Origin of the sequence: Bradyrhizobium paxllaeri (genome assembly GCF_001693515.2) — a bacterium.
Taxonomy (GTDB): Bacteria; Pseudomonadota; Alphaproteobacteria; order Rhizobiales; family Xanthobacteraceae; genus Bradyrhizobium; species Bradyrhizobium paxllaeri.
The window spans coordinates 2,567,969-2,591,338 of record NZ_CP042968.1; the positions used below are offsets into that span (position 1 = coordinate 2,567,969).

Here is a 23,370-nt window from a genome sequence, read left to right on the forward strand (position 1 = left end):
GCGACGGAGGGAGGGTGAGCGCGCGCGTCACTTCGCGGGCGAGGTTTCATCGACCCAGAGCTCTTCGACGTTTTGATGGGTCAGTTCCGTCGCGTTCAACTGAATACCCTTGAGCCACGGCTGCACCGCCATGACCGCCTTGTTGTAGTTGAAGAACCAGACCGGCGCTTCGTCATAGAGCAGGGCATTGGCTTTTTGCAGCAGCTGGTTACGTTTGGCTGTGTCGTCGGTCTGCCCGGCCTCATCGATCATCTTGTCGAAGTCCGCGTTCTTGAAGGTCGTGTAGTTGCAGGCCGATTGCGGTGTCGATGAGTGGAAGCATTTCAGCGCCGCCTGGGGATCCGGGCCCGTCGCTACGGAATAGACATAGGCCTGAAATTCACCCTTGCGAAGCACCTCCGCCAGCACCGCGGTCTCGACCTGCTTGACCTTCACCTTGATGCCCACCCGGTCCAGCATCGGGATAATGGCCTCGACGATCGGCAGGCCCCAGCTTTCATTCTGGCTGGTCGTCCATTCGAATTCAAAGCCCGTGGGATAACCGGCGTCCGCAAGCAACTGCTTTGCTTTCGCGGGATCGAAGGCGTAGGGCTTCATCGTCTTGTCGTAGATCGGCAAGGTCAGAGGCAGCCAGCTCGTGGCGCGATAGGCCTTGCCCTTGACCAGCTTGCTGATGATCAGGTCAGTATCGATCGCGTGGTTGATCGCCTGCCGGACCCGCTTGTCGGCGAACGGCTTGAATGCCGGGTTCATCCCCATGTGACGCGTAAAGACCTCGGCGACTTCAGCGATGGTGCCCTTGAGGTTGGGGTCGGCCTGATAGGCGACATATTGCGCAGGTCCCAGCACCGAGGTGTCGATTTCCTTGTTGCGGAAGGCGACATCGCGCGCCGCGGCTTCGCCCATGATCGAGAAGATGAGCTTGTCGGCATAGGGCTTGCCGGGCTTGTAGAACCGGTCCCACCGTTCCAGGACGACGCGCGATCCCGGCACGTGCTCGACAAACTTGAATGGCCCAAGGCCGATCGGCTTCTGGATGAAGCCCTCCTTGGCGGCCTCGTCGGCGGGATAGATCGAAGTCAGCGCGGTGAAGAAGTAGAAAGCCGGATCGACTTTCTCGCTCAGCTTCATTTCGAGCGTGAAGTCGTCGATCTTCTTCAGGCCGGAGATTTCCTTGGCCTGGCCCTTCTCGACCTCGGCCGCGCCCGCGATCATGCGGACAAACCGCGCGCCGGGATAGGCCTTGGTGCCGTCCATGATTCGATTGAAGCTCCAGATGACGTCGTCAGCCGTCATCTTGCGACCATGGTGGAAATAAGCGTCGTCGCGCAGCTTGAAGGTATGAACAAGACCTCCGCCCGAGACCGTGACCTCCCTGGCGAGCTCCGGAACCGGCTTGCCCTCGGCAGAGTCCCAAATGTAGAGCGACCGATGCAAGCCTTTGGCTACAATCTCGTCCTGGGCGCGCGGTGTCGTATGAATGTCCATGCTTGTGAAACTCGAGCCATAGGGCGCCGTCATGCGAATGGTGCCGCCCTTGCGCGGCGTCTGGGCTTCCGCCGCGACGGAGAGTGCCAGTCCCAAACCAGCCACGATCGCAATCTTCCTGAACATCATGTTCTCCCCAACAGTACACGCGTATTCCGATCAGCGAGTTGACCACCCGCAGCATGTCGAGCGCAAGATCCTCGTTGGCGGCGATCGGACCAAACCTTGTGCAGCGTCAACGCGAGAGCTGGGACGGCCATGCAATCAAGCTGCCTCGCGGCCTGCCTGCCACAGCGCGAGCACCTCTTCGCGCGTGATGCCGCGGGTAATGAACACGATGCGCGAGCGGCGGTCGGCGTCGGGCCATTCGGGGAGGGCCACCGGTGGATGGAAGACATGGTGGACGCCGTGGATCACGACCGGCGTCTGTTCCCCGCGGAGATTGAGAATGCCTTTGACTCGCAGCAGGTCCTCGCCGCGTACGCTGCGAAGATATGCGAGCCAGTGCGAAACGGCCATCCAGTCGAGCGGTTCGTCGAACGCGAGCATGAAGCTGGTGATCGATGTATCGTGGCTGTGATGGGCGTGATCGTGGTGCTCGTGCGCCGGTTCGCTGGATCCTGCGAACGCCTCCTCGTTGAGCCAGCGCCCAACGTCGACCGCTTTCTTCTCGGGATCGACCAGGGCAGCACCGAATAGCCCGGCCGGATCGATCTCGCCATGCATCACGCGTTCGATCCTGGCGCCGGGATTGAGCCGACGGAGACGCTGATACAATGCGGCAGTGTTGCTGACCAAATCACACTTGGTGATTAGCAGCCGGTCGGCAAGCGCCACCTGCTTCACCGCTTCATACTGATGATCGAGCTGATGAACCGCATTGGCGGCATCCACCGTCGTCAAAACGGTATCGAGCCGCAGGAAGTGCGAGACCAATGGATTGTTCAGCAGGAGCTGCACGATCGGGGCAGGATCTGCCAGACCCGTTGTCTCTACGAGAATACGGCGAAATGGCGGCACCTCGCCGCGATCGCGTTTCACCAGAAGCGTGCGCAGTGTCTCCTCGAGGTCGCTGCGGATTGTGCAGCAAATACAACCGCTCGCGAGCACGGCCACCTCGCCATCGACGCGCTCGACGAGGAGATGGTCGAGACTGACTTCCCCGTATTCGTTGATGACGACGGCGCTGTCCCTCATGGCATCGTGGCGCAGCAAGCGATTGAGCAGTGTGGTCTTGCCGCTGCCGAGAAAGCCGGTGATCAGCGATACCGGCATGCGCTCGGCTGACTTGTCGTTCTCGAACAGGCTCATCGGCGCCCTCACTTCAACCGTCTTATTTTTGTCGCTGGACAGCAGCCTAGCGGAGGAGGAGCATGCCGAAAATGAATTTTTAAGCCCAGCTTCTGGGCACAACCTGGGAGGCAACGATGGACGATGACGTCAGGGGCCAAGAGGAGCAACAGGAGCAGAAAGGCGGAATGGCGGAAACCGATCGCCGCACCTTGCTCCGCACCGCCGGCCTGGCCGGCGCTGCGGGGGCGGCGCTCGCGGGCGCGATGCATGGCAAGTTCTCGCTCGCACCGATCACCGCAGCGCAGGCGCAGACGGCCACCTCCATGCCCAAGGGAGTCGACAAGCCATGGTGGCCCTCGAAATGGGGCAAGGACGACGAGGCCGGCGCATCCAACCACATCACGCCAGCGAAGGTCCTCGATGCAGCGAAATGGATCAAGGACGGCAAAATCTACAAGATCGGTCGTGTCTACGAGCAGGGCATGCCGCTGTTCGGCGCGCGTGTGTTCGCGCTGCGCATTCCGGGAGGGCCGACCGGCGGCCCGTTCGGCGACAACAAGCTGATGTATCATGACGATTTTCTCGCCACCGAGATCAGCCAGACCGGCACGCAGTTCGATGGCCTCGGCCACATCGGCATCCAGATGGGCAAGGCCGGCGACAGGAGCGAGATGCGGTTCTACAACGGCTTCACCGCCGAAGAGATCAGCGACTCGTACGGTCTCAAGAAGCTCGGCGCCGAGAAGCTCAAGCCGCTTTTCACCCGCGCTCATCTGATCGACATGGTCGCGCTCAAGGGCGGCATGATGGACGCCGGCCAGGAGATCACCTCGGCCGATATCAAGGCGGCGCTGCAGAAGCAGAACATTCCCGAGAGCGACATCAAGCCGGGCGACGCCATCATGTTCCATACCGGCTGGGGCTCGCTGTGGATGAAGAACAATGACCGCTTCAACAGCGGAGAGCCGGGCATCGGCCTCGACGCCGCCAAATGGGTGATCGAAAAGGACCTCGCGCTGACCGCGGCGGACAACTGGGCGGTTGAAGTGGTGCCCAATCCCGACAAGTCGCTCGCCTTTGCAGTCCATGCCGAGCTGCAGACCAAGCACGGCATACACAACCACGAGAACCTGATCTTCGACGAGCTGATCGCCGACAGGAAGTACCAGTTCGTCTATTGCTTCACGCCGGCTCCCATCAAGGGCGCCACGGGAAGCAACGGCTGCCCGATCGCGATCACTTGACGTAGTCGCATTGGCGCGTGGGCGGGTGGGCCGCCCACGCCGGTACGCTTCGCTAGTCCGACCCTCCGCCGCGCGCCGGCGCAGCTATTTCGGCGATTGCAGGATGACACCGTAGCGCCGGTAGATCCGCTCGACCGTGCCGTCGCCGCGTAGCCGCTCAAGAGCCGCATCAATCGCATCGCGCAGGCTGTCATCCGGGCGGACTATGCCAACAGCGACATTCCAATTAAGGTTCGCCTCGCTCTCGTCGCGATCCAATATGCGGAGCGCCTTGTCCGGATGCGTCAGATTGAAATAGCCCGCCACCGTCGGCGTTACCGCCGCCGCGTCGATCTCATGGTTTGCCAGGGCCTCGAGGCTGTCGATCTCAAACCCGAAGGTCGACGTCGGCACACGCCGCTGGCCGATGACCATCGCCGCCATGGATCCGACCTGAACCCCAACCTTCGTGTGTTCGTTCAGGCTCTTGAACGACGTCAACGTGCTGGCCGACGGCACAGCCAGAGCAACGCCCGTGCGATAATAGGGTTTTGAGATCCTCAAATTAGTTTCGCTTTGCGCCTCGCGATCGGCAATGACATCCAGAAGAATGTCGCAGCCGGCGCTGCGCATCTGGTACCGGGTGATAATCCAGTCGAGCTTCAGTGAGACGCCGAGCTCGCGTGCCAGCGCCTGTCCCAATTCAACCTGAAAGCCGGGAGGATCGCCGGCTTTGCTTGCGAATGGAAGCGAGTTGGGGTGAGCGCAAAGTCCGATCACGCCGGTGGAGCGGATCATGTCGAGCGATCGTGCCTGCGCCGGACCGATCAATGCCGGACTGATCAACGCGATGGCTGCAACGACCGAGAGCGGGAGAATGGTTTTCATTCCGTGTCCCCGTGTGGTTGGTCGGGTCTCGGCGGCTCAGCCCTCGCGCGGTTTCAAGGCCCGGATGAATTTGACCATCTGGTCGATCTGCGCGTCGGTGAAGGCGCCATCGAATGCCGGCATCGCGCCTTGCTTGCCATGCTTGATGCGGTTGCGAATATAGTCGTCGTCGCGCGGCGAATTCATCAACTGCGGCCCCTTGCCGGCAGCCCGACCGCCGTCGGAGTGGCAAAAGCCGCAAGTCCCCGCGAACACCTGCTCGACGTCGAGCGTCCCGTTGTCGGGCGCAGGGGTAGCAGGCTGCGCGTGAACCGCCATGGCGCACAGTAGCCATGTGCCCACCACCGTAGACACTCGTCCGGCGATCTTGTTGGACTGCAATTTCAAGACGTGCCGCTCCATTTTCCACAAGAACACTCGCTGCACGGGGAGCAGGCTTGCGCCCGCTCCCCGGCAGATCGTTTGCGATAGCCTATTTGAGGCTGAAGACGATGAGCGCGCCGTCGTCGCGCGGCATGCTCTTGTAGACGCCGCCGAAGTTTGGTGCATATTCGTCCGCCAACATGCCACCGAAGCCCGCGGTCACGGCAATGTATTGCTTGCCGCCGACGGAGTAGCTGACGATGCCACCCTGATGGCCGGTGCCGTTGTTGTGATTCCACAGTTCGGTTCCTGTTTCAGCATCGTAGGCGTGAATGATGCCGCGCGAATCGGGCACGAACACAAGATTGCCCGCGGTCGATAGCACACTCCCAAGCGGCGGCTCGGGGTAGCGAATCTCCCATTTCTTCGCCCCGGTCACGGGATCGCGCGCGTCGAGATGACCATAGATCTCGCCACCCGGAGGAGGCGCCATCTTGAAATCGGCGCCGATGTTAAGCTGGGCCTGTGGAGTCGTCACCGGTGTCGTCTTCTGGATGTCGAGCGTCATGCACCATTCCTGGCCGATCTTGTAGTAGAGGCCCGTTTTCGGACTGTACGACCCGGCGTTCCAGCTGATGCCGCCACCAATGAATGGGCACAGCGGCGGGTCGGTGACCTTCCCCGCAGCGAAGTCGCGACGTCCGATCAGCGCACCCGTCTTGGGATCGATGTCCTTGACGAAGTTGATGTTCTGAACGAGCCGCCAGACGTTCTTCACACCGAGATTGCGGTCGTAAACAAAGATGAAGCCGCCCTTGTTCGGATGGACCACGAGCTTCTGGCCGTCGCGTTCGAGCATCACGAACTCGCCGACGGAACTGTCAAAGTCCCAGGCGTCGTGCGGCAGCTCCTGATGGTAGAACTTCAGCTTGCCGGTATCGATATCGAGACCGATCACTGAGCTCGTGTAGAGATTGTCGCCGGGACGCGCGCCTTGCGTCTTGAAATCCGGGCCCGACCAATCGTAGAGCGGCGCCGGATTGGCAGTGCCCCACAGAATCGTGTTGGTCTCGGAATCGTAGGTGCCGGGCATCCATCCGCCGCCTCCGCCGGTGCGCCAGGAGTCACCGCCCCAGGTCTTCATTGCTTCGTCGGTGCCGGCCACCGTCAGGAATTCCCATTTCTTCTTGCCCGTGGCGGCATCGACGCCGAAGATCGGGCCGCGGCCGGGCCACTCACCGCCCTGCGCGCCGATGATCACCAGGCCCTTGGCATAGAGGGGCGCACCGGTGAAGCCGACCGTCAGCTTTTGGGAATCGATAAGCTTGGTGTCCCAGGCGACCTTGCCGGTCTTCGCGTCCAGCGCGATGAGCCGACCGTCCACTGTGCCGACGTAGACTTTGCCTTCTCCAAGGGCGACACCGCGATTGTAAGGCGAGTGCGTCTGCCGCGCGACCAACACTTCGTCCAGTTCCGGGAAATAGTGCCAGATCACCTCGCCGGTGGCGCCGTTCAGCGCGAAGGTTCGGCTGTAGGAGCCGGTGTAGTAAAGCACGCCATCGGCCACGAGCGGCATCGACTGCACGCCGCGGGTGGATTTTCCCGGAATATGCATCCAGGCGACACCCAAGTTTCCGACATTGCTGGTGTTGATTTGAGCGAGCGGGCTGTAGTGATGCGACTTGTACGACCCGTGATAGGTCAGCCAGTCATTCTGGCCGGCTGCCTCGATCCGCGCGGTATCAACCGTTTGAGCATGGACTGAAGATGCGCCGAGTGTCGCACCGATGGCAAGCGCAACAAATTCAACAAGATAACTTGACCGTTTCTTCATGGGTACTTCCTCCCGTTCGTCTTGCTACATTACCTTCACCTTCTATAGTCGGGCGCCGTGCCCGATCACTTGCCGCTGCGATCGTTGTCCTGCCGCGCGCGGGATCATTCCGATTTCGTTTTTGTGAGACGCTCCATCGCCGCTCGGGCTCCGTCCCGCGCGCAAGCTAACCATTTCCCGGCCGCGGTGGGCTCGCATCTCAGCAGCCGCATCCTGAACAACTATGCGACACGATCATGTTCCCTTTGTGGGCGACGTTGATGCTGACAGCGGCATTGCCGACACCGCAATTGATGCATCGCACCATCGGCTGTCGGCCTGCCCAGCGCGCGTGTGGAGCATTCCCGGCCTACACGGGCTTTGCAGCAGTCTAGCATAGTCGCACACGCATCGGCGGACGCCCGCTTGCTGGAAACCGTGATGGAGCGCGGCACGTTGACGCTCTGCGCCAGCCTTGCCCGCCTGTGTCTGGCCGGCATGACGCCGGCCAGACATGGCAAGACTTCTACCGCTCAGCGTTGACGAGTTGATAGGCGCCGCGCTCGAACGCGTCGTAGGTGGCCAACGCCTTGGCGTCGGCGAACGGCAGATACTGCATCATGATCACGCCGGCGATGCCGCGTGCGGGATCGATCCAGAAGAAGGTATTGTTGATGCCGCCCCAGCTCAGGCTGCCGGGGGAACGCTTGCCCTGCACCTGATCTGATGTGATGAGGAATCCGAGCCCCCATTTGTCGCGGCCGTCGGCGATGAAGGTGAAGTCGGCGCTGCGCGGCAGTGCGGATTTCAGCGCGGGGACGGAGACCGCGCCGATGTGGTTCTGACCCATCAGCGCGACCGTCTCGGCCTTGAGCACGCGCGCCCCGTCAAGCTCGCCGCCATTGAGCAGCATGCGCACGAAGCGTCCGTAATCGTCGGCGGTCGAGGCGAGGCCGCCGCCGCCGATCGGGGAAGCAATGGTGAGCCCGAGCTGCGGGTTCTGCAGTTCGATGGCACCGTCCATGCGTGCGCCGGCGCGCTGCTGTTGCGCGACGAGGCGCAGTCTCTTGGCCTCCGGCACGTTGTAGGAGGTGTCCTCCATCTTCAGCGGGGCGAAGATGTGCTGACGGAAATAGTTTTCGAGTTTCTGGCCGGATACCACCTCGACCAGCTTGCCGACGACATCGGTAGAGGTGCTGTAGTGCCAGCGCTCGCCTGGATCGAACAGCAGCGGTCCGCCGAACGGATAGGTTTCGCCGGCGCGCGGCTTGAAATCGCGCCAGATCGTGCTGGTGAAGGGATAGGCGAGGCCAGACGTGTGCGTCAGGAACTGCCGCACGGTCGGCGGTTTCGACGCCGGGCGCAGCTGATAGGCGCCGGTCGCGGCGTCGAAGGATGTAAAGACTTTCAGTCCCGCAAGCTCCGGCAGGTACTTTTCGGCCGGGTCATCGAGGCCGAGGCGGCCCTGCTCGACGAGCTGCATCAGGGCGACCGACGTCACCGGCTTGGTCATCGAGGCGATACGAAACAGCGCGTCTGCCGCGAGCGGGCGCCCGGTCGCGACGTCGGCGACGCCGAAGGCGCTACGATAAAGCACGCGCTCGCGATCGGTGATCAGCGCCACCACGCCCGGCACGTCCTTGCGCTCCACCGCGGCGCGCAGGCCGGCGTCGAGGGCCGCGCTCCCGGCCGAATTCTGCGCGCTCGCCGCGCCGTTCAACGCCGCAGCGCCAATGCTCAAGATCATTCCAACGGCCTTTCGATTCATAAAAGCCTCCTTGTTGCGCTTAAGCCCGGGTCTCACCCGTGCAGCTCTCCCGAGGCTGATTTTTCTTGTTCGACGCCGGCGCAACGCAATGACGGCGACAGGGATGGGGCGCCGCATCCCTGTCGGTGCGGGACGCTAGCATTTGTGGTTGATCGAGTCTCGCATTCTCTGGACCGTGCGTTGCTCGCGTGATGATCATGGCATGTGCCCATCGCGTTGTCCGCTTTCGATGGGAGAGTGGGCACGGGCCCAGCACCTGAAGCGTGGGGCGGATTCGCTTTCGTTAATCGGCGTCACATCCGGGGTTGAGCAATGGCCGCTCGTCCCTGCATAATCTCCCATTCAGCCGGAGGAAACAGCAATGCAGTTACGGACCTTTGGGCGGACGGGGATGCAGCTCTCGGTGCTGGGTTTCGGCTGCGGCGCGGTGGGCGGATTGATGGTGCGCGGCGACGCAGCCGATCAGGAGCGGACCGTTGCGCGGGCGATTGCCGCCGGCGTCAATTACTTCGACACTGCGGTGCTATATGGCGATGGCGAATCCGAAAAGAATCTCGGCCGCATTTTGCAGAAGCTGAAGCCGGCCAACGTTGCCGTCGGCACCAAGGTCCGCTTGCCGCCCAGCGATCATGGCCGCATCGATGAGGCGGTGCGGACATCGCTCGAAGGTAGCCTTTCGCGGCTGCGGCTCGAGCGGGTCGACATCCTTCATCTGCACAATCCGATTACCGGGCAGGGCGGCGGACCGGCGCTGAGCGTGCGGCAGGTGCTCGACGACGTCGTGCCCGCGTTCGAGCGGCTGCGTCAGCAGGGCAAGATCCGTTTCCTCGGCATGACGGCGCTCGGCGATACCGCAGCGCTGTATCAGGTAATCGACGCACGCGCGTTCGACAGCGCACAGGTCGTCTACAACATGCTCAATCCATCGGCGGCGGACGAACTGCCGCAAAACTATCCAGCGCAGGATTATGGACGGCTGTTCGACCACACAGAGGCGGCCGGCGTCGGCGTCGTGGGCATCCGCGTGCTGGCCGGCGGCGCGCTGTCAGGTTCGGCCGAGCGTCACCCGATCGCGGGCGCCGCGCCGGAACCGATCGGTTCGGCGCTGAGCTACGATGTCGATATCGATCGCGCACGCCGCCTGATGCCGCTGGTTGAGGATGGATTTGTTTCCAGCCTGACCGAGGCCGCGACGCGCTTTGCGCTGTCGCACCCCGCGATGGGCACGATCCTCGTCGGCATGGCGACGCCACAACAATTCGAGGACGCGCTCGCGGCAGCCGAAAAAGGCCCGCTGCCGCAAGCGGCGCTCGATCGGCTGGCCGAGCTGAGGCAGGCGTTCGCTGGCGAGGCACGATGATGGGGCGGACGCGGGCCCTTCCATTTTAGGCGGTTCGACCGTATCTTTCACTCATGACAAAGCTACTCGAAAAGCCTTGGAAGCCGTGCGGCGCCTGCCTCCCGAAGACCAGGATGAAATCGCACTCGCCATGCTGACCCTGAGCGGCCACGAGGGGGAGCCGGAGGAAATCGATCCGGCGCACCTTCCCGCCGTGCTGGAGGGGCTCGCGCAAGCCAAGCGCCGCCAGTTCGCAACCGATGCCGAGGTCGAAGCCGCGTTCCGTCGCTTCGAACAATGAAGCCCCGCTTCACGCCGCGTGCAACTCAAGATCTAGCCGAAATCGCCGATTACGTCCGCGAACACAGCCCGCAGGCAGCGCTTCGCGTGCGGGCCGCCATTCTTGAATCGCTGCAGAGTTTGGTTCTTTTCCGCTTGTCGGGCGGCAACAGAAGGTCGAGGGTGTGCGCAAGCTGGTGACGCGGCGTATTCCTATCTGGTCTATTACACTGCTGACGACAGGGCCGAAGAAATCGTCATCCTTGCCATTCAGCATCCAGCCCGCGAGCGCGAACATTCGGATGCCTAGCGTTGGACGCAGCATGCGATCCGTCGCCCTATGAAGGCCGGATGAAGCGGCCGTCAGGGATAACCGGCGCCGGCAATCTCCACATCGACCACGTCGATCCGTGCGGACGATTTGCGTTGCCGGAGTTCTTCGTACGACGTTGCAGCACTCAGGCAGAACAGCGTCTTCCGCTCAGGGCCGCCGAGCGCGCAGGCAAGTGCCCGGCGGCCGGGGACTTCGATGCGCTGCAATTCGCGTCCCGTAGGGTCGAGGCGGATGAAGGCGTCTTCTTCGAAGGCTGCGACCCAGACGGCGCCGTCGCCATCGAGGCAGATTCCGTCGGGGGATTTCATGCTGCCGAAGCGGGCGCGCAGCTTCAGGTCGCCGTCGGCTGCGATGTCGTAATCGGCGAGGCAGCCGCCATCCATCTCGGCCACGACGAGCCGGCTGTGATCGGCCGAGACCGCGATGCCGTTGGGGAACCGCAAGCCTTCGGCGACGACGCGCGTCGTGCCGTCGGGCATCACCAGAAGGATGCGGCCGGGAGCGCCGCGATCGGGCGGCGGCGGCAGATCGAAGCCGAGATCGCCGACATAAGCGCGCCCCAGGCCATCGACGATCATGTCGTCGATGGTGCCGGTCGCAATTTTGGAGAGGTCCGCGTAAAGCGACAGCGCGCCGTCGCGGTAGGCCAGCAGCCGCTTGCGGAACATCGTCAGCACGATCACCGTGCCATCCGGCAGTACGCCGAGGCCGCACGGTGTGTCGTCGTCGAATTTCGCATGCTGCTCGCATTCGCCTGACTGCGAGAGGCTGAGCAGCGTCCGCTCCATGCAGTCGACGAACCAGAGCCGGCCTTGATGCCAGCGCGGCCCTTCGTAGTAACGGCCGCCGTCGAGCAGGCAGCGCAGCGTCATGCTACAACGTCACCACGATCTTGCCGAGGTGCTTGTTGGCTTCCATGTGCTCGAACGCTTTTCCGATCTCGGCGAACGGATAGACCTTGTCGATCGGCAGTTGCAGCTTTCGCGATTCCACCGCGGCCCAGATGTCCTTGCGGACCTCGTCGAAGATTTCGCGGACTTCCTCGATGGTGCGGGTGCGGAAGGTGACGCCGATATAGTTGATGCGGCGGGCGGCGTGGAGATCGAAATTGAAATCGGCATGGGTGCCGCCGAGCCGGCCGACATTGACGATGCGGCCCTTGACCTTGGTGGCCGCGAGGTTCTGGTTGGCGACCTTGCCGGAAACCTGGTCGACGATCAGGTCGACGCCCTCGCCATTGGTCGCTTTCAGCACCTGATCAACCCAGCCGGGATCGCTGGAATCGATTGCAAGATCGGCGCCGAACTCCTTCAGGCGACCGCGGCGCATCGCATCTGTCGACGAGCCGATCACGAGTTTGGCGCCCTTGAACTTTGCGATCTGCATCGCCATCAGGCCGACGCCGGAGCTGGCGCCCTGGATCAGCACGCTCTGACCCGGCTGCAGCGCGCCGTTGGTGACGACCGCGTTGTGCATGGTGGCGAGCGCGACGGGGAGGGTGGCAGCCTCCTCGAAATTCATGTTCGAGGGCGCGCGGAACAGCCGGCCGTGGTCGGCTAGCGTGTATTCGGCGAACGCAGCACCGCCGGAGCCCATGATCTTGTCGCCGACCTTGACGCCTTTTGCATCGGGCCCGAGGTCGGCGACTTCGCCCGCCCATTCCATGCCGAGCACGGTGCCGATGCCGCCGGCCGCGCCATGCACATGACCCTTGGTCATGCCGAGGTCGGCGCGGTTGAGGGCGCAGGCATGGACCTTGACCAGCACCTGCGTGCCCTTCGGCGTGGGTTTTGCAACCTCGGTGATTTCGGCGCCGTTGGCGCCATAGACATAGGCTTTCATGGGCTCTTCTCTGTTGTTGAGCGAACAGACTGCCTGTTCGGCGGTCTCTCTTCTCGCAAACGCCGCCTATTCGGCGGCTTGGCGCTGTGCGCCCGACAGCATGCCTTCGAACCGGCTGCTAATGATGGCTTCCGCATCGCGCATGATGCGCGACACCAGTTCGGCGCAAGTCGGGATGTCGTGGATCAGGCCCTGGACCTGTCCGGCCGACCAGATGCCCTCGTCGGCATCGCCGGTCGCGTAGACCATCTTGCCGCGGGCGCCGGCGACGAGCTCGCGGACGTCCTCGAACTTCGCGCCTTCCTTCTCCATCGCCACCACCTTGGTCGATATCGCGTTTTTGGCGACGCGGGAGGTGTTGCGCATGGTGCGGAAAATCAATTCGGTCTCGCGCTCGTCATTGGCGACGATGCGCTCCTTCACGAGCTGATGGATCGGGCTTTCCTTGGTGCACATGAAGCGCGTGCCCATGTTGATGCCCTCGGCGCCGAGCGCGAGCGCGGCGACCAGGCCGCGACCATCGCCGAAGCCGCCGGAGGCGATCATCGGGATCTTGACCCTGTCGGCGGCGGCCGGGATCAGGATCAGGCCGGGGGTGTCGTCCTCGCCCGGATGGCCGGCGCATTCAAAACCGTCGATCGAGATGGCGTCGACGCCCATCCGCTCTGCCGACAGCGCGTGACGGACGCTGGTGCATTTATGGATGACCTTGATGCCGTGTTTCTTGAATTCGTCGACATGGTCCTGCGGCTTGTTGCCGGCGGTTTCCACGATCTTGATGCCGGCCTCGATGATGGCCTGGCGATATTCCGCGTAAGGCGGCGGCTTGATCGCGGGAAGGATGGTGAGGTTGACGCCGAAGGGCTTGTCGGTCAGGTCGCGGCAGCGCGCGATTTCCTTCGTCAGGTCTTCCGGCGTCGGCTGCGTCAGCGCGGTGATCAGCCCCAACGCGCCGGCATTGGCGACGGCCGCGACCAGTTCGGCGCGTCCGACCCATTGCATGCCGCCCTGAACGATCGGATGCTCGACGCCGACGAGCTCGGTGAATCGCGTCTTGATCATGTCTGCCCTCTGTTTCCTCGGAACGGCCGCGAAGGCCCGCGCCAGTCGTGTTGTGAGATTTCGATGGGCAGGATGCCGCTACGCCCCGCAAAAGTCTACGGGGAGGGGCGCTGGCCAGGGCAACGCCAGCATGCAAAAGCGGAGACTTGTTTCCGCAGGGCGAAACATTCCGCCGGTCTGGATGATGCCGACGGAGGCTGAAAATGTCTGCTTACCGGCGTCGATCGGAAATGGTCGGCGCATACTCGAAATGACGCGAATGACCCGAAGCCGATGCAGCGACTTCTTGCGTATCGTCTCTCTCAGAAGGTGATACGATCTTTCATGTCGACAGAGATTTCAGGCCGATGGCAAGAAACGGTAAGTCGCACAAGAACCGACTTGAAGTGTGCCGCGTCGTAGACGTGCCCCTTCGGGAGACTTCCGGTATTTGTGTCCTTCGCAGCCGGAACGGTCGAAGATCTCTGGTTGCGGTTGGCGACAGCGTCTCGAAGGTCGCGTGGTTTGCCTTGTCGCGTGACGATAGCCGCCCAATCCGTTGGCGCAAGCGGAGCATCGCAAACCTTCGAGATTCGATGCTTCCCAAACATGATGCCCAGATCGAAGCTGTCTGCGCTGACGGCCTCGGGCGCATTCTGCTGCTTCAAGAAACGCCTCCGCGTGCGGAACTCGTCGACCCCAAGGCATCGAAGGTCGTTGCGTCATTTGATCTCGTCGTGGAAGGGCGTAGCAAGATTGCACGAACGTGGTCCGACCCGAAGGGATCGCGCAGTGAAGGAGTAGTGTTCTTGCCCGGCGGGAATTTGCTTGTCGTCAAGGAAAAGAAGCCGGCGGCTTTCATTGAGTTTGGCCCGCCACATTCGCGGTCGAGGGGCTTGGTTCGCGGCGGAGCATTGGCCGAAGGTCGGTCGTGGCCGGTCAGAAAGGGGCATCACCGGTTCGTCGCTCTCGCAGTATGGCTTCCAGACAGGAAGTTGGAAAAAACTTGCGCCGACTTCAGTGACCTCGAAATAGGTCCGGACGGCGGCGTTTACCTGCTCAGTGACAAATCCTCTACAGTTGCGCGGCTCGATGATCTTCCGGCGGGCGGCGGCACCGCTGCGTTGCTTGATTGTTGGCGACTGGGCGATCTGGAAGGAAAGCCGGAAGGCCTGGCGTTCACTGCTCAAGGCCGCGCTATTGTCGCGCTTGATACGCGAAAGGCGCGCCGAAATCTCGTTCTGCTGGAGCCAGCGATTGCACATCGGAGACCGCCAGCAATGCCGATGGATTCATGATGGTGGCGATCGAATTGCCAACAGGGCAACATCGTCATGGCTGCTGCCGAAGGTCCGCCGGTAACGCTTCTCGGACGTCTGCCCAGCGCGGCCTCTGGTCATCCCCGGCGGACCCTCCGGTGGTTCGTGCGCCCTGTAATGACTTTCGGATTGGCGCGTCCGCAGTCCTCGGAGCTAAACTTTGTGATTTAGATCACAAGGCCTGGCAAATTGCCTCGATAGTTTGCATTGCTTTAATGCTGGTTCCGACCAGGGCACGGTAATAGGGATTTTCGCATGCTTCGCAAACTACTGTTTTGCCTTGCAATCCTTGCCATCGCCGCCCCCGCAGCCGCAGATGACGCGACGCGCTGCTCCCGCGAAACCGGCGAAGTCGCCATCGCTGCGTGCACGCGTGCGATCAACTCCAGCGCGGGGCGACCATCGGTAAATTACACCCATCGCGGCATTGCCTACCGCGACAAGGGCGACACCAACCGCGCCGTTGCCGACTACACCGAGGCGATACGGCGCGATCCCAAATATGCGCAAGCGTACTACAACCGGGGGAATGCTTACAGCGACAAGGGCGACACGGACCGTGCCATTGCCGACTACACCGCGGCGATACGGCTGGATCCCACGTATGCGGACGCGCACTACAACCGGGGGAACGCCTACAGCAACAAAGGCGATACAGGCCGTGCCATTGCCGACTATACCGCGGCGATACGGTTGGCGCCCACGTATGCGAACGCGTACTACAACCGCGGGAACGCCTACAGCAACAAAGGCGATACGGATCGCGCCATAGCCGACTATACCGAGGCGATACGACTGGATCCCAAATATCTGAACGCGTACTTCAACCGGGGGAACGCCTACGGCAACAAGGGTGACACGGACCGTGCCATTGCCGACTACACTGAGGTGATACGCCTGGATCCCACGTATGCTAACGCGTACCTCAATCGTGGATTGGCCTATGAGAAGCTCGCAGACTTCGCCAATGCGCGGTTTGACTTCAATACGACGCTCGGATTGGCACAGGCCTCAAAATGGGCGCAGGACAGGGCGCGAGGGCGGCTTGCCATCCTGCCTTCACCGCGACCTGCAGCGGCGTCGCCCGAGAAAAGCAACGTCGCGACAGCCATTGTTACGGCCACTGCACCGGTGTCGACCAATGATCGTCGCATCGCCCTTGTCATTGGTAATTCTGCTTATGAGAACGCGGCCGCATTGCCGAATCCGGTGCGCGACGCAAACCTTGTCGCCGACGTCTTGAAACGCACCGGCTTTGAAACGGTTATTCTGCTGACCGATCTCCGAAAAGACGCACTGGTCAGCGCCCTGCGCGATTTCGCAGCCCGTGCAGAAACGGCGGACTGGGCAGTCGTATATTATGCCGGACATGGCATGGAAGTTGGCGGAATCAATTATCTCGTTCCGACCGACGCCAGAATTGCCGCGGATCGCGATATCGGATTTGAAGCCGTACCGCTCGAACAGGTTCTGAATGCAGCGGAGCGCGCCAGGAAACTGCGCCTCGTCATTCTCGATGCCTGCCGCGACAACCCCTTCGCCAACCAGATGAAGCGTACGCTAACCGTTGCGTCCCGTTCGGTATCGCGAGGTCTGGCCGCTGTCGAGCCGGAGGCGGGAACGTTGGTGGTCTATGCCGCCAAGGATGGCGAGACCGCGCTCGACGGCGACGGAACCAACAGTCCGTTCGCGTCTGCCTTCGTCAAAAATCTCCCCACGCCCGGCCTCGAAGTCCGCAGGCTCTTCGATTTCGTTCGCGACGACGTCATGGAAGCGACCGGTCGCAGGCAAAAGCCTTTCAGCTACGGCTCGATTTCCGGAAGGCAGGACTTTTATTTCGTGGCCGGCAAATAACTTCGATACGAAATGCAACGCTATGCACGTCCGCACATGACGCCTTATATGGGCTGTTCCTTGCTTATCCGTGCTGAGGACTTCACGGTAAACTGAGAATCGCTACCCGGCGGTTGTGCTAGGCTCCCAAGACAAGTTCTGCGTATGTGGGGTCCAGGCGCATGCCAAAGGATCCAAAAAAGCTGGGCATCTTTACCGGGCGCGGTCGGATGGTTGCGCTGGCCGTTGCGGCGGGATTGGTGCTGGGTATGGCCGGACCTACCTCGGCACAATTTTTTAATTTCGGCGGATATCAGCAGCGGCCGCAACCGCAACGCGGGGGCTGGTTTGGCAACGAACAACGCGGTGGCGGCTGGTTCGGTAACGGTCAACGTGGTGGCGGGTGGTTTGGCAACGACACGTATACGCCATACCAGCAGCAATACGCGCCGCCACCTCGTTCGCGGCAAGCGCCCCAGGCGGCGCGCGAGGATTTTTCAAGGGCGCCGGCGCCCGAGAAGCGCAACACCGTTCCCGAGCGCCACATTCTTGTGCTCGGCGACTCCATGGCGGACTGGCTCGCCTATGGGCTCGAGGACGTCTATGCCGATCAGCCCGAGATGGGTGTGATCCGCAAACACAAGGCAGCCTCCGGCCTGATCAAGTATCAGCCGAAAGGCAGTCCGGCCGATTGGGCCGCCGCCGCCAAAGGCATTCTCGCCACCGAAAAAGCGGACGCCATTGTCGTCATGCTCGGACTTGACGACCGCGTCGCAATCCGTGAGTCGGCCGCCGATAGATCCGACCCCAAGCCAGGGGACAAGAAGGAAGCCAAGGCCAGGCCCGACGGCAAGCCTTCGGGCGAAAAACCTGCGGCGAAGCCGGATGGCACATCCAAGGCGGCGGATCCCGAATTGCCGCCAGACGATGCTGCCGACAGCAATGATGCGCGGCCGGTCACAGGAGAGAAGGGCGCGGGCTCGCCGAGCGGCCTCCATGAGTTTCGCGAGAAGCGCTGGGTCGAACTCTACAGAGAAAAGATCGACGAGATGATCGGCGTACTCAAGGCCAAGGGGGTGCCGGTGTTGTGGGTGGGTCTGCCTGCGGTACGTGGCACCAAGGCGACCGCCGACACGGCCTTTCTCGATACGCTCTATCGCGATGCGGCCGGCAAGGCGGGCATCACCTATGTCGATGTCTGGGACGGCTTTGTCGATGAAGCCGGGCGCTTTTCACAGCAAGGCCCCGATTTCGAAGGCCAGATCCGCCGGCTGCGTTCCTCCGATGGCGTGTATTTCACCAAGGCCGGCGCGCTCAAGCTCGCGCATTATGCCGAGCGCGAAATCAACCGGCTGTTGGCCGCGCGTTCCGGCCCGATCGTGCTGCCCACCGAACCGGCAACTCCCGACGCCAGCGCGCGGCCGGATCAGCCGGCGCCGCGTCCGCTGGCCGGGCCGATCATTCCCCTGAGGGCCTCTTCTGTCGGGACGGATCAATTGCTCGGTGCTCCCGGGTCGCGGTCGGTGGCAATCGATGCGCAGGCGGCGCGGTTCTTGATCAAAGGCGAGCCGTTGCCGGCACCCGCCGGTCGTGCCGACGATTTTGCCTGGCCGCGACGCGAAATAGGAGAAGGGACCAAGGGTGAGACGCCGGTGGCATCAACGTCGCTCGATGCCAACGCACAGGCGCCGGCGGCCTCGCCAAAGCCGAAGAAGCCGTCGCCCTATGACGCGCGGTTGAGAAAGATCGGCAGCCCTCGCTTGTTGCCGTAGATGGGGCGGTAGCGTTCCGTGTTGTACGTGCTGGCGACGTCCAGCTTGCGCGGCCCGAGCTTGGCCTCAGGGATAGGCACGAGGTCGTAGCGCCCCTCCACCAGCGCCGACATGAGGCCGGTCTTGCCTTCCAGGATGGCATCATAGGCCATGTTGCCGAACGTCAGGGCCACGAGCTTGTCCATGAAGTCCGGATTGCCGGATCGCAGGTCGTAGGTGAGGTCGGACGTGATCGTCTCCTCGCCGACGCGCCGCTTGATCTCGTCGGCGAACGATTCCGCCACGCTCGCCTTTTTGCGATGGCCGTAGGCATCGGGCTCGCCGTATTCCTGCACCTCGTAGCCCTCCCACGCGGCGCCCTCGCTGAGCACGACCAGCGCGTAGTTGCTTGGGTTGGCGCGCTTCTCCTCAAGGAGCAACCGGATCAGCTTGTCGAGATCGACCTTGTACTCCGGTATGACGCACCGTATCGAGGTGGCGTAGGCGGTGTAGAGCGCCGTAAATCCGGCATCGCGGCCAAAGACGCGGAAGATGCCTATACGCTCGTGCGAACCGACAGTGGTGCGCTGCCGCTGGATCGCGTCGCTGGCGCGGGTGATCGCGGTCGAGAAGCCGATGCAGTACTCGGTGTTGCGGACGTCATTGTCCATGGTCTTCGGAATGGCGATGATCTTGACGCCGAGTTCGTTCAGTCTGGCTGCGTAACTGAGCGTGTCGTCGCCGCCGATGGCGATCAGGTGCTCGATGCCGAGCCCCGAGAGGTTAGCCAGCACCTGGCCCGAAACGTCCCACGTCCTGGTTGCGATGCCGCCCTTGGTGCTGAGCGAGGCTGGAAAGTTCTGGCCTGCGAGATGATCCGGCAGCTTCTTCATCTTGGACGGGTTGGTACGACTCGAGTGCAGCACGGTGCCGCCGCTCCGGTCTATGGTGCGCGTGTTGTCACGGGTCAGCGGGATGATGTAGTGGGACCTAGAGGCCGGGTCCTCGAGGTTCACATGCGTGAGGGCCTCCCAACCACGGCGGAGGCCGACGACCTCGATGTCGTTCTCGCTGCCGCGATAGGTCACGCTCTTGATAACGGCGTTGAGACCGGGAACATCGCCGCCGCCCGTGAGAATGCCGATACGCCTTTTTGCCATACCCACCTCGCAGGCGATCCCTTATTCGGCGGCTTCCGGCTTGCGCTCCTCGCGCACCTGAAAGCGCTTCAGCAGTGAGGACACGGTGTCGCGGAAGCCACCATACTCTAGTTCGGAGTAGGGCAGCATCGCGGCACCAGACCAGCCCTGGCTGCGCATCTCGATCGCCTTGCGCTGGGCGAGCCGGCGGACCTCGTCCCACGCCGGGTTGTCGAAGAAATCGGTATAGGACTCCGCGAAGCGGCCGTCCTTGTCGATCGAGAAGCCGGCGCAGGAAACGATCGGCAGGCAGTACATTCCCGTCACCGCTGTGTTGAGCGGCACGGGCATCAGCGGCATCACGTGCGAGCCGCGCGCATCGCCGCCCACGAAGTGCGCCTTGGCAAATGGCGAGGTGATCTCTTCCGGCGCCGGGAAAATCCCCTGATTCCTGACGATCGCGACCGGATCATCCTTGCCGGTGTACTTGCCTGCGATCGCGTGAAGGCGCTGCGCCGAAACGGCGGCGGCGACCTCGCCATGGGTCCGGGAAACGATGCGATCGATGCCAAAGCGCTCGTTGTCGCGGAGCAGCGCGGCAATCTGGTAGCCATCCGCGGGCGCGTCGAGTTCGATCACGCTGTCGCCGGCCGTATGGTCCATGTCGATGACATGGAAACGGAAACCCTTGATCATCGGGGGGAGCATCAGCCCGGCGCAATACATGGGATCGGCGAAGGCAAGGTAGAGCGGCAGGTTGTAGGCGCCGGGGCCGCATTTGTCGGCGGCGAACACCATGAAGGACTCCGCGGCCCTCGTGCCCGAGAGGCTGTGGTCGAAGCTGAGCTCGGCGACGCCCGGGCCGGCGCCGCGAACGTTTCCGGATGGTGCGTCGACGAGAAGATCCTGGCCGGCGCCATATAGCCCGGAGGTTTTCGCGACCGAGGTGGCGGCGAGGAACGCCTTCCAGGCAAGTTGATGCACCTCGGAGCTTCCTTCGCCCCGTGTGTGCGTCATGATGATCGCGATGTCGTCGCCGGTGTGGCAGACGAAACTGTCGATCAGCAGACCATCGCAGATCGCCTTCGCAACCTCGCCTTCGACGGCCGCCATCATGCGTGTGGACGGCTTTGTGTGCCCGCCGACGGAGCCTATGTCAGCCTTGATGACCGAAAGGGTGAGTCTCATGAGCGTTTCCTCCGACCAGCGCAGCGCGGCGCCTCGGCGTCTGCGCTTGCTGCGCCGGGGCTACGGCGCTGCTCATTCGCGAAACAGAACGTCCGAAGTTCCTTTAGGTTCCGCGAATGACCTCCTAGAAAAGCTCGGGCTCATTCCGGTAGCCGGATCATGATCACCGTAATGGTCATGGCTTCACGCAAGGACCGCCCACACCCGAACGGGTGTAGCTGATCGTGTCTATCGCCCGAACGTTTGCTGTCCGAATTGACGACTCGGCTTTTGGCTTGCCGAGGTGACATTCTCTCGTGAGTGCGGGATGCGTCCGTCCGGTCGGCGCGAAGCAATTTCGGTAGGGCAACAGTCATGTATCATCGGAGTGTACCGGACCCTGTTCACGGGGTTCCCGTCGGTCGCAAGGGTATGCTCGGGCACGATCTGCCGGACTCGTGGTGGCTTTCCGCGGATTCATCGCCGCGCCTCCTGGCCCACACGGGAGATAACAGCGCCGGGAACGGCGGCAAAGGTTACTTTGCCGGGAGCCTGATCAATAGCAGCTACGCCGGTTTCGAGCCGCTCAACGTGGCGTGGCCGGGTGTCCATGCGACGGCCTCCGCCCTTCAGACGAACATCGCCTATTTTGATCAGTCTGCGACCCAGATCGCGGGAGTTGGCGGTGATGGCGGCAATTGGAATGCCGCATCGGGCGGAAGCGTCGGCGTGTTCGGGCCTGTCGGCCATGGCGTGATTGCAACGGGTGACAACGGCGCCGGCAATGGTGGCGATGGCTACTTCTCCGGAGCAATGGTTCATGCACCCGTCGCGGTCTATAGTCCGATCAACATCGCGGTGGCGGGAAACAATTCCAGCGCTCACGCTGATCAGACGAACCATGTGGTATTCGACCAATCCGCGCTTCAGATGGCCGGCGTCGGGGGCGATGGCGGGAACGGTAATGCCGCGATTGGCGGAGACGTGTCGGCCTCCGGAAATGACCACGGGCCCCACCAATCCATCGGCGGATCAGGCCTCGCCTCGAACCACGGCGGGATGATGGGCTCCAATGTGATCGCGAGCGGGGATAATCACGCGGGCAACGGCGGAGACGGATACTTTTACGGGGGGCTCGTCCACGCGACCTTTGCGTTCTACTATCCGATCAACATCGCAGTGGCGGGATACAACTCCACCGCCAACGCCGATCAGACAAACAATGTGGTGTTCGATCAATCCGCGGTTCAAATGGCCGGCGTCGGGGGTGATGGCGGGAGCGGCAACACCGCGATTGGCGGAAGTTCGGACATTTTCTCTTCTATCTTCGAATTGATTGGCTCCGATGTCATCGCGACCGGCAACAACAGCGCCGGCAACGGCGGCAACGGCCATTTTTCGGGAAGCGTGGTCGACGTCAACGTGGCGATCTACGCCCCGATCAACATTGCTGTCGCCGGCTACAATTCAACGGCCGAAGCTTATCAGAGCAACAACGTAGAGTTCGATCAGAGCACGATCCAGATTGCCGGAATCGGTGGTGACGGCGGCCACGGCAACACTGCGCTTGGCGGCGATTTCGCCTTGGACCTGTTATCGGACCTCCACTTGCTGGATCACGCCTAGAGTTGATTCCGTTTCGATAGAATCGAAACGTGGCTCTGGAGTTTTGACGTGTTTTCTTGACGCGAGCCCACCCCCGGAGCAAGCCCGGGGTGGGCTTTCGTTTGAAGACGCTCTGGCGGCATTGGAGCTGTCCGGATTTCGGCGGCGAGAGGTTAGCATTTCGGGCGTACACCGTCGCTTCGGGTGGCATCAGCTTTGGCAGCTAGATCGATCCGGCATCCAAATCCAAGATCGTTGCTGTCCACATTGGGACGCACAGTGTGCAAACCAGCTCAGGGAGACTGACATGGCAAAGGCATCGTTTCCTTCCGACACGATCGTGATCAAGGCTTCGACCGGCGGCAACAACGCAGGCAACGGCGGAGACGGCATCAACAAGGGTGACATCACCAGCAAGCCCAGTATCGAATTCAATCCGTACAACAAGGCCGATGGCGCCGACGTCGACGTCAAGACCGGCGACCACGTTTATCAGAAGGCCTATTGGGACGCCGGGGGCGCGAATGCGAAGGCGGAGAAGCATTCGAAGGCAGAGGGCGGAAAAGCCGTATCGAATGGCGACCAGAAGTCGGACAGCGGCCACAACAAGTCCGACGTGGACGCCGATACGTCGGCCTATCAGAAGAATTACCTCAAGGTGGACATGAGTCAGAACGTGTGGGCCGGCCTCGGCGGCAATGGCGGAGACCACAACACCGCGAAAGGTGGTGACGTCGACGTCAATATCCTGAACGACTCGCTCAACAGTCACGAGACCTACTATATCGACGAGGGGCACGGCTGATCGACGTTTCCGAGGGGCAGAGAACCGGCAGCGGGGGGCTGCCGGTTCTCACTTCACCAGCGAAGTGGCGAAAGACGGGG

Annotated in this window: 21 protein-coding genes; 8 read left to right on the forward strand and 13 right to left on the reverse strand. The window is 62.3% G+C overall.

The window, feature by feature from the left end:
- Nucleotides 1-27: 27 nt before the first annotated feature.
- Nucleotides 28-1,617: an ABC transporter substrate-binding protein gene (locus LMTR21_RS11990; protein ID WP_141688689.1), complete on the reverse strand. Its 1,590-nt coding sequence runs from the start codon at nucleotides 1,615-1,617 to the stop codon at nucleotides 28-30.
- 135 nt (nucleotides 1,618-1,752) lie between these two features.
- Nucleotides 1,753-2,799 (reverse strand): CobW family GTP-binding protein, encoded by a 1,047-nt coding sequence (locus LMTR21_RS11995; protein WP_065756923.1) that lies wholly within the window; start codon nucleotides 2,797-2,799, stop codon nucleotides 1,753-1,755.
- Between the two features lie 116 nt (nucleotides 2,800-2,915).
- Here LMTR21_RS11995 and LMTR21_RS12000 point away from each other — a divergent pair, with 116 nt between their 5' ends.
- Complete coding sequence (locus LMTR21_RS12000) at nucleotides 2,916-4,025, forward strand: cyclase family protein (RefSeq protein ID WP_065756924.1); 1,110 nt, start codon at nucleotides 2,916-2,918, stop codon at nucleotides 4,023-4,025.
- Between the two features lie 84 nt (nucleotides 4,026-4,109).
- Here LMTR21_RS12000 and LMTR21_RS12005 read toward each other — a convergent pair whose 3' ends face one another.
- The 4 genes from LMTR21_RS12005 to LMTR21_RS12020 form a co-directional block, all read right to left on the reverse strand.
- Nucleotides 4,110-4,892: a substrate-binding periplasmic protein gene (locus LMTR21_RS12005; protein ID WP_065756925.1), complete on the reverse strand. Its 783-nt coding sequence runs from the start codon at nucleotides 4,890-4,892 to the stop codon at nucleotides 4,110-4,112.
- Nucleotides 4,893-4,928: 36 nt separating this feature from the next.
- Entirely contained in the window at nucleotides 4,929-5,279 is a 351-nt protein-coding gene (locus tag LMTR21_RS12010; protein WP_246175442.1) for a c-type cytochrome, read from the reverse strand.
- 85 nt (nucleotides 5,280-5,364) lie between these two features.
- Nucleotides 5,365-7,089 (reverse strand): pyrroloquinoline quinone-dependent dehydrogenase, encoded by a 1,725-nt coding sequence (locus LMTR21_RS12015; protein WP_065756926.1) that lies wholly within the window; start codon nucleotides 7,087-7,089, stop codon nucleotides 5,365-5,367.
- Nucleotides 7,090-7,594: 505 nt separating this feature from the next.
- Complete coding sequence (locus tag LMTR21_RS12020; RefSeq protein WP_187399345.1) at nucleotides 7,595-8,836, reverse strand: serine hydrolase domain-containing protein; 1,242 nt, start codon at nucleotides 8,834-8,836, stop codon at nucleotides 7,595-7,597.
- 361 nt (nucleotides 8,837-9,197) lie between these two features.
- On the opposite strand from LMTR21_RS12020, the gene LMTR21_RS12025 reads away from it, so the two are divergent.
- From LMTR21_RS12025 to LMTR21_RS40800, 3 genes are all read left to right on the forward strand, one after another.
- Nucleotides 9,198-10,196, forward strand: a complete 999-nt coding sequence (locus LMTR21_RS12025; protein WP_084031062.1) for an aldo/keto reductase — start codon at nucleotides 9,198-9,200, stop codon at nucleotides 10,194-10,196.
- A 76-nt stretch (nucleotides 10,197-10,272) separates the two neighbouring features.
- Nucleotides 10,273-10,476: a hypothetical protein gene (locus tag LMTR21_RS12030; protein ID WP_187399346.1), complete on the forward strand. Its 204-nt coding sequence runs from the start codon at nucleotides 10,273-10,275 to the stop codon at nucleotides 10,474-10,476.
- Entirely contained in the window at nucleotides 10,473-10,655 is a 183-nt protein-coding gene (locus LMTR21_RS40800) for a type II toxin-antitoxin system RelE/ParE family toxin (protein ID WP_246175443.1), read from the forward strand. The genes LMTR21_RS12030 and LMTR21_RS40800 overlap by 4 nt, the downstream gene beginning before the upstream one ends.
- Before the next feature lie 162 nt (nucleotides 10,656-10,817).
- Here LMTR21_RS40800 and LMTR21_RS12040 read toward each other — a convergent pair whose 3' ends face one another.
- The 5 genes from LMTR21_RS12040 to LMTR21_RS12060 all read right to left on the reverse strand — a co-directional run bounded on the left by LMTR21_RS12040 (nucleotide 10,818) and on the right by LMTR21_RS12060 (nucleotide 14,936).
- Nucleotides 10,818-11,660, reverse strand: coding sequence for an SMP-30/gluconolactonase/LRE family protein (locus LMTR21_RS12040; protein ID WP_065756929.1), 843 nt, complete (start codon nucleotides 11,658-11,660; stop codon nucleotides 10,818-10,820).
- 1 nt (nucleotide 11,661) lies between these two features.
- Nucleotides 11,662-12,630 carry a zinc-binding dehydrogenase gene (locus LMTR21_RS12045; RefSeq protein WP_065756930.1) on the reverse strand — a complete coding sequence of 323 codons (969 nt, stop codon included), beginning with the start codon at nucleotides 12,628-12,630 and terminating at the stop codon, nucleotides 11,662-11,664.
- A gap of 66 nt (nucleotides 12,631-12,696) precedes the next feature.
- Complete coding sequence (locus tag LMTR21_RS12050; RefSeq protein WP_065756931.1) at nucleotides 12,697-13,692, reverse strand: NAD(P)H-dependent flavin oxidoreductase; 996 nt, start codon at nucleotides 13,690-13,692, stop codon at nucleotides 12,697-12,699.
- A gap of 302 nt (nucleotides 13,693-13,994) precedes the next feature.
- Entirely contained in the window at nucleotides 13,995-14,339 is a 345-nt protein-coding gene (locus LMTR21_RS12055; protein ID WP_065756932.1) for a hypothetical protein, read from the reverse strand.
- Between the two features lie 54 nt (nucleotides 14,340-14,393).
- Complete coding sequence (locus LMTR21_RS12060; protein WP_141688690.1) at nucleotides 14,394-14,936, reverse strand: hypothetical protein; 543 nt, start codon at nucleotides 14,934-14,936, stop codon at nucleotides 14,394-14,396.
- Between the two features lie 309 nt (nucleotides 14,937-15,245).
- On the opposite strand from LMTR21_RS12060, the gene LMTR21_RS12065 reads away from it, so the two are divergent.
- Both LMTR21_RS12065 and LMTR21_RS12070 read left to right on the forward strand, forming a co-directional pair.
- A complete protein-coding gene (locus LMTR21_RS12065) occupies nucleotides 15,246-16,844 on the forward strand; it encodes a tetratricopeptide repeat protein (RefSeq protein WP_065756934.1) in 1,599 nt (532 codons plus the stop codon).
- Between the two features lie 161 nt (nucleotides 16,845-17,005).
- A complete protein-coding gene (locus LMTR21_RS12070) occupies nucleotides 17,006-18,595 on the forward strand; it encodes an SGNH/GDSL hydrolase family protein (RefSeq protein WP_065756935.1) in 1,590 nt (529 codons plus the stop codon).
- Here the strand turns inward: LMTR21_RS12070 and LMTR21_RS12075 are convergent.
- The gene (locus LMTR21_RS12075) at nucleotides 18,547-19,734 is read right to left on the reverse strand and encodes a 6-phosphofructokinase (RefSeq protein WP_065756936.1); all 1,188 of its coding nucleotides are present in this window, start codon (nucleotides 19,732-19,734) and stop codon (nucleotides 18,547-18,549) included. The two genes, LMTR21_RS12070 and LMTR21_RS12075, sit on opposite strands and share 49 nt — an antisense overlap.
- A gap of 21 nt (nucleotides 19,735-19,755) precedes the next feature.
- Entirely contained in the window at nucleotides 19,756-20,901 is a 1,146-nt protein-coding gene (locus tag LMTR21_RS12080; RefSeq protein ID WP_065756937.1) for a fructose-1,6-bisphosphatase, read from the reverse strand.
- A 411-nt stretch (nucleotides 20,902-21,312) separates the two neighbouring features.
- Between LMTR21_RS12080 and LMTR21_RS12085 the strand changes: the two genes are divergently transcribed.
- A complete protein-coding gene (locus tag LMTR21_RS12085; protein ID WP_065756938.1) occupies nucleotides 21,313-22,506 on the forward strand; it encodes a hypothetical protein in 1,194 nt (397 codons plus the stop codon).
- Nucleotides 22,507-22,792: 286 nt separating this feature from the next.
- Nucleotides 22,793-23,290: a hypothetical protein gene (locus LMTR21_RS12090; RefSeq protein ID WP_065756939.1), complete on the forward strand. Its 498-nt coding sequence runs from the start codon at nucleotides 22,793-22,795 to the stop codon at nucleotides 23,288-23,290.
- Nucleotides 23,291-23,370: the final 80 nt, after the last annotated feature.

What these genes read in the sequence shown, in the direction of transcription:
- LMTR21_RS11990 (WP_141688689.1), bottom strand. Translation starts at nt 1,617, where the DNA reads ATGATGTTCAGGAAGATTGCGATCGTGGCTGGTTTGGGACTGGCACTC.
- LMTR21_RS11995 (WP_065756923.1), bottom strand. Translation starts at nt 2,799, where the DNA reads ATGAGCCTGTTCGAGAACGACAAGTCAGCCGAGCGCATGCCGGTATCG.
- LMTR21_RS12000 (WP_065756924.1), top strand. Translation starts at nt 2,916, where the DNA reads ATGGACGATGACGTCAGGGGCCAAGAGGAGCAACAGGAGCAGAAAGGC.
- LMTR21_RS12005 (WP_065756925.1), bottom strand. Translation starts at nt 4,892, where the DNA reads ATGAAAACCATTCTCCCGCTCTCGGTCGTTGCAGCCATCGCGTTGATC.
- LMTR21_RS12015 (WP_065756926.1), bottom strand. Translation starts at nt 7,089, where the DNA reads ATGAAGAAACGGTCAAGTTATCTTGTTGAATTTGTTGCGCTTGCCATC.
- LMTR21_RS12020 (WP_187399345.1), bottom strand. Translation starts at nt 8,836, where the DNA reads ATGAATCGAAAGGCCGTTGGAATGATCTTGAGCATTGGCGCTGCGGCG.
- LMTR21_RS12025 (WP_084031062.1), top strand. Translation starts at nt 9,198, where the DNA reads ATGCAGTTACGGACCTTTGGGCGGACGGGGATGCAGCTCTCGGTGCTG.
- LMTR21_RS40800 (WP_246175443.1), top strand. Translation starts at nt 10,473, where the DNA reads ATGAAGCCCCGCTTCACGCCGCGTGCAACTCAAGATCTAGCCGAAATC.
- LMTR21_RS12040 (WP_065756929.1), bottom strand. Translation starts at nt 11,660, where the DNA reads ATGACGCTGCGCTGCCTGCTCGACGGCGGCCGTTACTACGAAGGGCCG.
- LMTR21_RS12045 (WP_065756930.1), bottom strand. Translation starts at nt 12,630, where the DNA reads ATGAAAGCCTATGTCTATGGCGCCAACGGCGCCGAAATCACCGAGGTT.
- LMTR21_RS12050 (WP_065756931.1), bottom strand. Translation starts at nt 13,692, where the DNA reads ATGATCAAGACGCGATTCACCGAGCTCGTCGGCGTCGAGCATCCGATC.
- LMTR21_RS12060 (WP_141688690.1), bottom strand. Translation starts at nt 14,936, where the DNA reads ATGTGCAATCGCTGGCTCCAGCAGAACGAGATTTCGGCGCGCCTTTCG.
- LMTR21_RS12065 (WP_065756934.1), top strand. Translation starts at nt 15,246, where the DNA reads ATGCTTCGCAAACTACTGTTTTGCCTTGCAATCCTTGCCATCGCCGCC.
- LMTR21_RS12070 (WP_065756935.1), top strand. Translation starts at nt 17,006, where the DNA reads ATGCCAAAGGATCCAAAAAAGCTGGGCATCTTTACCGGGCGCGGTCGG.
- LMTR21_RS12075 (WP_065756936.1), bottom strand. Translation starts at nt 19,734, where the DNA reads ATGGCAAAAAGGCGTATCGGCATTCTCACGGGCGGCGGCGATGTTCCC.
- LMTR21_RS12080 (WP_065756937.1), bottom strand. Translation starts at nt 20,901, where the DNA reads ATGAGACTCACCCTTTCGGTCATCAAGGCTGACATAGGCTCCGTCGGC.
- LMTR21_RS12085 (WP_065756938.1), top strand. Translation starts at nt 21,313, where the DNA reads ATGCTCGGGCACGATCTGCCGGACTCGTGGTGGCTTTCCGCGGATTCA.
- LMTR21_RS12090 (WP_065756939.1), top strand. Translation starts at nt 22,793, where the DNA reads ATGGCAAAGGCATCGTTTCCTTCCGACACGATCGTGATCAAGGCTTCG.